At 45.3% G+C, this 6419-nt stretch carries 7 protein-coding genes; 1 reads left to right on the forward strand and 6 read right to left on the reverse strand.

Translation table 11 applies throughout. From position 1 onward, the window contains the following. Window positions 1-58 precede the first annotated feature (58 nt). From QD47_RS04175 to QD47_RS04190, 4 genes are all read right to left on the reverse strand, one after another. Window positions 59-1009, reverse strand: a complete 951-nt coding sequence (locus QD47_RS04175; RefSeq protein WP_044644924.1) for an MBL fold metallo-hydrolase — start codon at window positions 1007-1009, stop codon at window positions 59-61. A 132-nt stretch (window positions 1010-1141) separates the two neighbouring features. Next, complete coding sequence (locus QD47_RS04180) at window positions 1142-1537, reverse strand: nuclear transport factor 2 family protein (protein ID WP_044644925.1); 396 nt, start codon at window positions 1535-1537, stop codon at window positions 1142-1144. Continuing rightward, window positions 1527-2333: an MBL fold metallo-hydrolase gene (locus QD47_RS04185; protein WP_044644926.1), complete on the reverse strand. Its 807-nt coding sequence runs from the start codon at window positions 2331-2333 to the stop codon at window positions 1527-1529. The genes QD47_RS04180 and QD47_RS04185 overlap by 11 nt, the downstream gene beginning before the upstream one ends. Before the next feature lie 97 nt (window positions 2334-2430). Continuing rightward, complete coding sequence (locus QD47_RS04190) at window positions 2431-3144, reverse strand: DsbA family oxidoreductase (protein ID WP_044644927.1); 714 nt, start codon at window positions 3142-3144, stop codon at window positions 2431-2433. Window positions 3145-3352: 208 nt separating this feature from the next. Here QD47_RS04190 and QD47_RS04195 point away from each other — a divergent pair, with 208 nt between their 5' ends. After that, window positions 3353-4198, forward strand: coding sequence for an IS3 family transposase (locus QD47_RS04195; RefSeq protein ID WP_268794222.1), 846 nt, complete (start codon window positions 3353-3355; stop codon window positions 4196-4198). Between the two features lie 94 nt (window positions 4199-4292). On the opposite strand, the gene QD47_RS04200 is transcribed toward QD47_RS04195, so the two are convergent. Together QD47_RS04200 and QD47_RS04205 are read right to left on the reverse strand one after the other, a co-directional pair. Beyond that, window positions 4293-5444: an iron-containing alcohol dehydrogenase gene (locus QD47_RS04200; RefSeq protein WP_044644928.1), complete on the reverse strand. Its 1152-nt coding sequence runs from the start codon at window positions 5442-5444 to the stop codon at window positions 4293-4295. 327 nt (window positions 5445-5771) lie between these two features. Beyond that, on the reverse strand, window positions 5772-6152 hold the full coding sequence (locus QD47_RS04205; RefSeq protein ID WP_235332181.1) for an anhydro-N-acetylmuramic acid kinase: 381 nt from the start codon (window positions 6150-6152) through the stop codon (window positions 5772-5774). Between the last annotated feature and the right edge of the window lie 267 nt (window positions 6153-6419).

The raw sequence follows: 6419 nt of genomic DNA on the forward strand, positions 1-6419 counted from the left end.
TTTTAATGATGTAACCAGTGATTAACCTCTAAACCTAATTCACGGAGTTCACGTTAACTCATGGCCAGGAAATCTCACCTTTGATTACCTGGGCACTCGTTTCCAGAACACTTGTATTCTTGAAATCTGGATGAGCCTCTTCCATCGCCGCAATCAGCTCTTTGGAATCTTTGGCCTTCTCTGCCGCAGCTTCAAATTCAGCAATATAGTCTCGGGTGAAGGTTATACTGGATTTATCTCCAGAGCTCTCACCTAGGTAATGACCAGGGATAACCCGCTCCGGATTCAGGGCAAGGATCCGATTCAGAAGCTCACGCCATTGGTCGCGACTCTCTGGAGTCTGGTTATCTGCCATCCACACATGCTGGTTTTCGAAGATTGGAACACCACCCAGGATGGTCTTTTTCGACGGAACCCAAAGGACAGTGTGTGACGGATCTGAACCGTCGAGACCGATTACCTGTACAGCTTCCCCATCCACTGTCAGCTGATTGCCATCAAGGACATCGGGAACGATCTGCGCGGTCGGGGCATTTTCTTTCAAGATCGGATTCCAGTGATCGTTCTTGGCCTGGATCGTTGCTTTAATTCCTTCCACAGTGGCCGGGGTAGCGACGATCCTTACATCAGGAAATGCTGCTCGGATCTCCGACAGACCGAAGTAGAAATCAGGGTCCTTGTGGCTGACATAGACTGTAGTCAGTTTCTTTCCGGTGTCGCGAATCATTTTGACCAATTGCTCGGCATCGTTCTTTTGGAACTGGGCATCGACGAGCACTACTTCATTCGGCCCTTCAATCAGGCTTGAGGCGACAGCGAATACGCTGTTTTCTCCTGGATTGAATGTCGTGATCTTGAGATCCGCCGCTGTCGTTTGACTTTCTTCGCTCCCGGTGTTCGTTGTATTTGCGGCAGTACTCGCCTCACTCGCTGTACCAGAGCATGCACTCAGTATTAACATAAAACAAACTAACAAAATAGCTCCAATTGATGATTTCTTCCTTAACATTTACAAATCTCCCTCTCTTTATATCGATAACGATTAGAAACAAACTGTCGTTATCAGTACATATCATTGATTAAACCAAACAGGACTTGAACCGGATTTATTCATCCTCGGCCTGTTTGCGTTTCTGACAAATTACTCAGACACCATGGCAATCTGTACCAGATAACTATCAACATATTGCTTGAATTTCAAAATCTTCTGATCTTCAAGCTTCCATATATGCACAAAATCTGCTTCGAAGTATTTACCCGACTGTTTGTACGTTCCTGAATACACACCTACCGCAACAACGGTATTGCCATCTTCATAAAACTCGCTGACTTCTGCTTTGTATCCATCCCATTCCGTTCCCAGACGGAAGAAAACATTTTTGGAAATTTCATCATATCCGATATATGTTCCAGCGTAAGGAAATCCTGCTGCTTCTGTCCATTCCGCATGTTCAGCCAAATAGGTTTGGTACTTCACACCGTTTTCTTTGGAATCTCCTTCGTACGTGCTTTTAATGATTTCCAGATTACTTGGCATGATTCACCCCGAAAGCTTTCGCGGCAAGGATCAATCCGATTTCAACGGTGTGCAGCTCAGGGAAACGCGATTTAACATTGGCAATAATTTGATCTGTTGTCGGCGATTCGCTCAGCACTTCATCAAAAGCAATCAGATAACGACGAGTATGTGCGATGGCTTCAGGAGTATTTTCGGTATTGTAAGCCTGATGGCCTGCGACCACGATTTCAGGATTCAGCGACTGAAGTTCATCCAGAGTCTGGTGCCATGCCTGACGGGATTCTGCATTGGTTTCGAGCGTCCATACAAAGGTATCATTATAAACAATATCTCCGGTAATGAGCGCTTTGATCGAAGGAATCCATACATAACTGTTATTCGGTGTATCACCTTGCAAACGGCCCTTAATTTTCAGTTCATGTCCCTCGAGTTCGATGATATCCTGATCTAGTACATCCGGGATCACTGGTACGTCTGGAACGTTGTTCCCAACTGTAGGCTTCCATTGATCGATTTTTTTGCCGAATGTATTTTTAATGTCCTCAACTGTTTCTGCCAGAGCGAGCACCTGAGCTTGAGGATACGCCGATTTAACGACTTGAAGACCGAAGTAATGATCTGGATGAAAGTGGGTTACGTAGATATGCGTCAGGTTTTTGCCTAGCTCGAGCAGTCTCGCGGTCAGACGGTGTGCATCGCTGATCAAAAATTGAGCATCGACCAGAACGGCATCCTTTTCTCCGTATACGATAGCAGAGTTAACGTTAAAAGCTTGGGCAGAACCTGTAAATACTTCGATAGACAAGTTGGACATGATTTATTTACTCCTTTAAAATCGTTTTTTTAAATCCTATGTTGGCCTAATATTGAAATGGACTTTGACCTGCAAACACACGCTACGGATCGCTACATTACTTGATGCTGCATGCGCCATCACTGCATGTATCTGTGGATTCTGAGTCCATAGTGGTGTCATTTAACACTTGCAACGGCTGAGATTCCTTCCAAGCAGTTGTCAGAGCTTGCAGGAATTTGTCGCTTGATTGTGCTCCCGATAAGGCATACTTTCGATCAATGACGAAGAAAGGAACACCCGTTGCACCAAGTCGTTGTGCTTCTTCCTCATCCGCACGGACCTCTTTAGCATAATCATCTCCGCCAACAACATGGCGAATCTCATCCTCGTTAAATCCTGCTTGTACAGCTAATTCAATTAAAGTTTCATGATCCCCCAAATGCCGACCTTCCGTAAAGTATGCCTTGAAAAAGCCTTGTAATATTCTTTCTTTTCCTTGCTCCGATGCGTATTTCGCTAATCGGTGGGCATCAAACGTGTTGGTCAGTTTAATCGAATCAAACTGAAACGCTAGTCCAGCGTCTTCGGCTTCCTTGCCGATATTGTTATTCATCGTGATCGCTTGCTGACGGCTCATTCCATACTTGCCGACCAGCATGTCATGCACATCATGATTTACGCTTTTTGGAGCGTGGGGATCTAATTCGAAACTTTTGAAAACGACTTTTACGTCATCCTTGTTAGCAAACTGTTCAAGCGCTGTTTCGAACCTTTGTTTCCCGATAAAACAAAAGGGACATGCAAAATCCGACCAAACTTCTATTTTCATTCAAAGAACTCCTTTTCAGATTTATAAGTTGTAACTATTAAAGTTACATATTATATTTTGTAACTATTATAGTTACAACTAATCTTCTATGTCAAGCATCTTTTTTAGTATTGAGCTAATTTACTCTGCAACTATAAGCTCAATCAGATTGAACAGTAATACTTAAAAAAGGATTATTTCTTTACCCAGGTGCAAAGCTGGGAACACAATCTGGTCCAGGAGGGAAGCTAGATTTGCAAAAACGTTACCGGATCATCGAGGAACTCCGGGAAAAGCATCCTGTAACCCCATTGCTGACCATTGCAGGAGTTCCAAGGCGAACTACTACAAGTGGCGGGCAGCCAAGCCCCGACGCGACAAGATTCGTGTGCGGGATCATGACATCAAAGAGCATATGATGGCTATTCATTTAGCTCATCCCTACTTCGGTTATCTCGTCAGCCACAAAAAAGTGTGGGGTCTCATGAAGGAGCTGTCGATTTCATCGGTCATCCGAAAGAAGCGAAAATCCTCCAGTTACGTGCCTTCTGTCGTTTATCCGAACCATCTCAAACGCAAATTCCATGCGGCAGGACCACAACAAAAGCTGGTGACCGACATTACGTATATTTCAGACAGTACACGCTTTTATTACTTGTCCGCCATTCAGGACTTGTTTAACAACGAAATCGTAGGTTGGAAGCTTTCAAACCGCAATGACACGAAGCTCGTTCTGGATACGGTGGAACAATGGGTACGAAAAAGAGACGTATCCGGTGCCGTGCTCCATTCGGACCAGGGCTTCCAGTATACGTCTGCGGCGTACAACACACGACTCAAGGAATTCGGCGTCAAGGGCAGTCACTCTCACAAAGGTACCTGCCTGGATAACGCTTGCATCCAATCCTTCTTTTCGCATCTCAAGACCGAGAAGTTGTACCTCCACCAGGGTAAGTCAGAAACGGAAATTCATCAAGCGGTGGAAGAGTACATTTACTTTTATAACTACCAACGATTTCAGGCCAAACTCAAACAGCACGCGCCGATTGAGTACCGGCACGCGCTGGCTGCTTAGCCTTTTTTCACTTGTCTACTTGACAGGGGTATGACCATCGATGATTTCCTGGGACAGCCCTTATAATATTTAACACAATAATAGCAGCTTTTATTTAAAGAATTTTCTTAAACATCTTGATGACTTGTTCTTTGCTAGGTATGAACGGATTGCCCGGAGCGCAAGCATCCTTCATTGAGTTCTCGGCAAGCAGATCCAAATCCACTTCATTTACACCCAGTTCAGAAAGTTTGGAAGGAATCCCAACTTCCTTCGACAAGTCCTTGATTCTTTTGATTACATAGTCTGCGCATTCCTTATCCGTTTTCCCCTTATCTTCAAAACCGATGACCTTAGCGATGGCACGAAACTTCTCTGGTACATGTTTGGCATTCTCCTCCTCCACAATCGGCAGCAGCATGGCATTGCAAACACCATGAGGCAAATCGTATACGCCGCCAAGCTGATGCGCCATAGCATGAACGTAGCCCAATCCGGCATTATTAAATGCAAGTCCTCCCAAGAATATAGCGAAAACCATTTGCTCACGTGCTTCTATATCATGACCGTTTCTCACTGTACGGGCCAAATGATTAAAAATAATCTCTACTGCTGCCAATGCGGTCGCATCCGTAACAGGATAGGAACCTGGAGTAACCAAAGCTTCAATGGCATGGGTCAAAGCATCTAGTCCTGTGGCTGCCGTTAGCGCAGCGGGTTTGTCAACCATCAGTTCAGGGTCGTTGACCGAAATAGTAGCTACACTATTCTTGTCAACCATAACCATTTTGACCTTGCGCTCTTCGTCCGTAATGACATAATTGATCGTGATTTCAGCAGATGTTCCTGCCGTGGTATTAATGGCGACAATAGGCAGCGATTTATGCTTGGATTTATGAACGCCCTCATACTCGGTTATATGTCCCCCATTAGTAGCAATAATGCCGATTCCCTTAGCCGTATCCTGTGGTGATCCTCCACCAATGGAAATTAAAAAGTCACATCCGTTTTCTTGCAGAAATTGAACGCCATCATGCACATTTTTACAGGTCGGATTGGGTTTGACCTCATCATATACCACATAGTCCAAGCCAATCTCATCCAACACGGATGTGACCTTGCCTGCAATACCGCTTTTCATCAAAAACTTATCCGTCACAACTAGTGCCTTGTTTAAATTCAGTTCTTTTATATAGGGTCCAACTTCATGCAAACAGCCTTTTCCCATTAGATTGATAGACGGTACAAAAAATACATGTGCGCTCATAAACATCGGCCTCCTAAAGGATTCACTTCTTGATGCCTCGCTAAATACGGAACCATGCTTTAAAGTGAAATATTTCACATATGTAATTTTATCTTTATTTTGTTTTGCTGTCAACAATTAAACACAGATTTTATTTTGTTTTATTTTTGTTTATTTTGGTTTCGTAAAAGAAGACCTGCTATCTTCATTGTTCAAAGCGCTATCAAAAAAGGCTAGGCTTACCCGGGCGATTCGGTAACCTTTATTCCTTTTGACGAGTATCCTGCGGATATTGAGCTCGCAAAATAAACAGACGCCTCCCTAACAGGACGACGTTGTTATGTTCCATTAGGGGAAGGCCAGCTTCCCCATTACGGTAGGGCGTTCCGCTCCGGTTGCGGAAGGAAGATTATTACAGAAACCATGCATGAAATCGTTGCCAAGCAGCGCAAAAATAACGGCTTCTTTGGCATCGTCGCTCACTCCGAGCGCCCCCGAAGTCAGCACCTTCTGCTCCGACAGCAGGCGCTCCAGCATTGCCAGCAGCGTGCGGTTATGCGCGCCTCCGCCGCTGACAATCACTTCATCCATCCGGCACACCGGAAACACATGGCGGCGGTAGCCGTCGGCGATCGTCCGGGCGGTAAAGGCGGTGGCAGTCGCCACCATAATGCCAGCGAGGATCGCATCGGGATCATCCCCCGGCCCCGCAGTGTTGCGCAAATCCATATTCACAGCCGCTCCTCCCTTCGCTTCAATAATATCGTCCAGCCTCGCGTCTTAATATCGTTCAGTCTTTCGCCCCAATATCCTCGGTCCTCTCGCCCATCCGGCTCTGGATCTTCCCAATGTGCTTCAATGTATGTTTCCCCGCGTTACCACGCCTGCCGCTTCAGCCGCCGTATTCGCCATTCACTCAGTTATAAGGATCAAGCAGAAAAACATGCGAAAGGAGGATAGGGCTTTTTTTATCCTTCTGTTGTTTCTAGGACTGCC

This window comes from Paenibacillus terrae (assembly GCF_000943545.1).
In the GTDB taxonomy this organism is placed as follows: Bacteria; Bacillota; Bacilli; order Paenibacillales; family Paenibacillaceae; genus Paenibacillus; species Paenibacillus terrae_A.

Excerpts from the sequence above, each read along its gene's own strand:
- QD47_RS04205 (WP_235332181.1), bottom strand. The coding sequence starts at position 6,152 with ATGGATTTGCGCAACACTGCGGGGCCGGGGGATGATCCCGATGCGATC.
- QD47_RS04190 (WP_044644927.1), bottom strand. The coding sequence starts at position 3,144 with ATGAAAATAGAAGTTTGGTCGGATTTTGCATGTCCCTTTTGTTTTATC.
- QD47_RS04175 (WP_044644924.1), bottom strand. The coding sequence starts at position 1,009 with ATGTTAAGGAAGAAATCATCAATTGGAGCTATTTTGTTAGTTTGTTTT.
- QD47_RS04185 (WP_044644926.1), bottom strand. The coding sequence starts at position 2,333 with ATGTCCAACTTGTCTATCGAAGTATTTACAGGTTCTGCCCAAGCTTTT.
- QD47_RS04180 (WP_044644925.1), bottom strand. The coding sequence starts at position 1,537 with ATGCCAAGTAATCTGGAAATCATTAAAAGCACGTACGAAGGAGATTCC.
- QD47_RS04200 (WP_044644928.1), bottom strand. The coding sequence starts at position 5,444 with ATGAGCGCACATGTATTTTTTGTACCGTCTATCAATCTAATGGGAAAA.